We start from the raw sequence: 264 nt of genomic DNA, 5'->3' as shown, positions 1-264 counted from the left end.
ATTGTGATTTATGTTATGAAGCGAGCGTAGCAGGCGGTATTCCAGTGTTAAGAGGACTAACTGACGGGCTAGCATCAGATCAAATTGAAAAAATAATGGGAATTGTAAATGGTACAACAAATTATATGTTAACAAAAATGAGTCAAAATGGGTGGTCTTATGAAGAGGCTTTACAGGAAGCGCAAAAATTAGGTTTTGCAGAATCGGATCCGACAGCAGATGTAGATGGACTAGATGCGGCGAGAAAGGTAGCAATTCTTGCAA

Annotated in this window: 1 pseudogene; it reads left to right on the top strand. The window is 39.4% G+C overall.

Annotated features, from left to right (window positions below):
* A pseudogene (locus MR160_RS34395) lies at positions 1–264 on the top strand (homoserine dehydrogenase); the annotation flags it as partial.

It is taken from the genome of Bacillus cereus group sp. BfR-BA-01382 (assembly GCF_022663475.1).
In the GTDB taxonomy this organism is placed as follows: Bacteria; Bacillota; Bacilli; order Bacillales; family Bacillaceae_G; genus Bacillus_A; species Bacillus_A thuringiensis_S.
The sequence above is the reverse complement of the archived record's forward strand: the minus strand, read 5'-3'. Positions and strand labels throughout refer to the sequence as shown.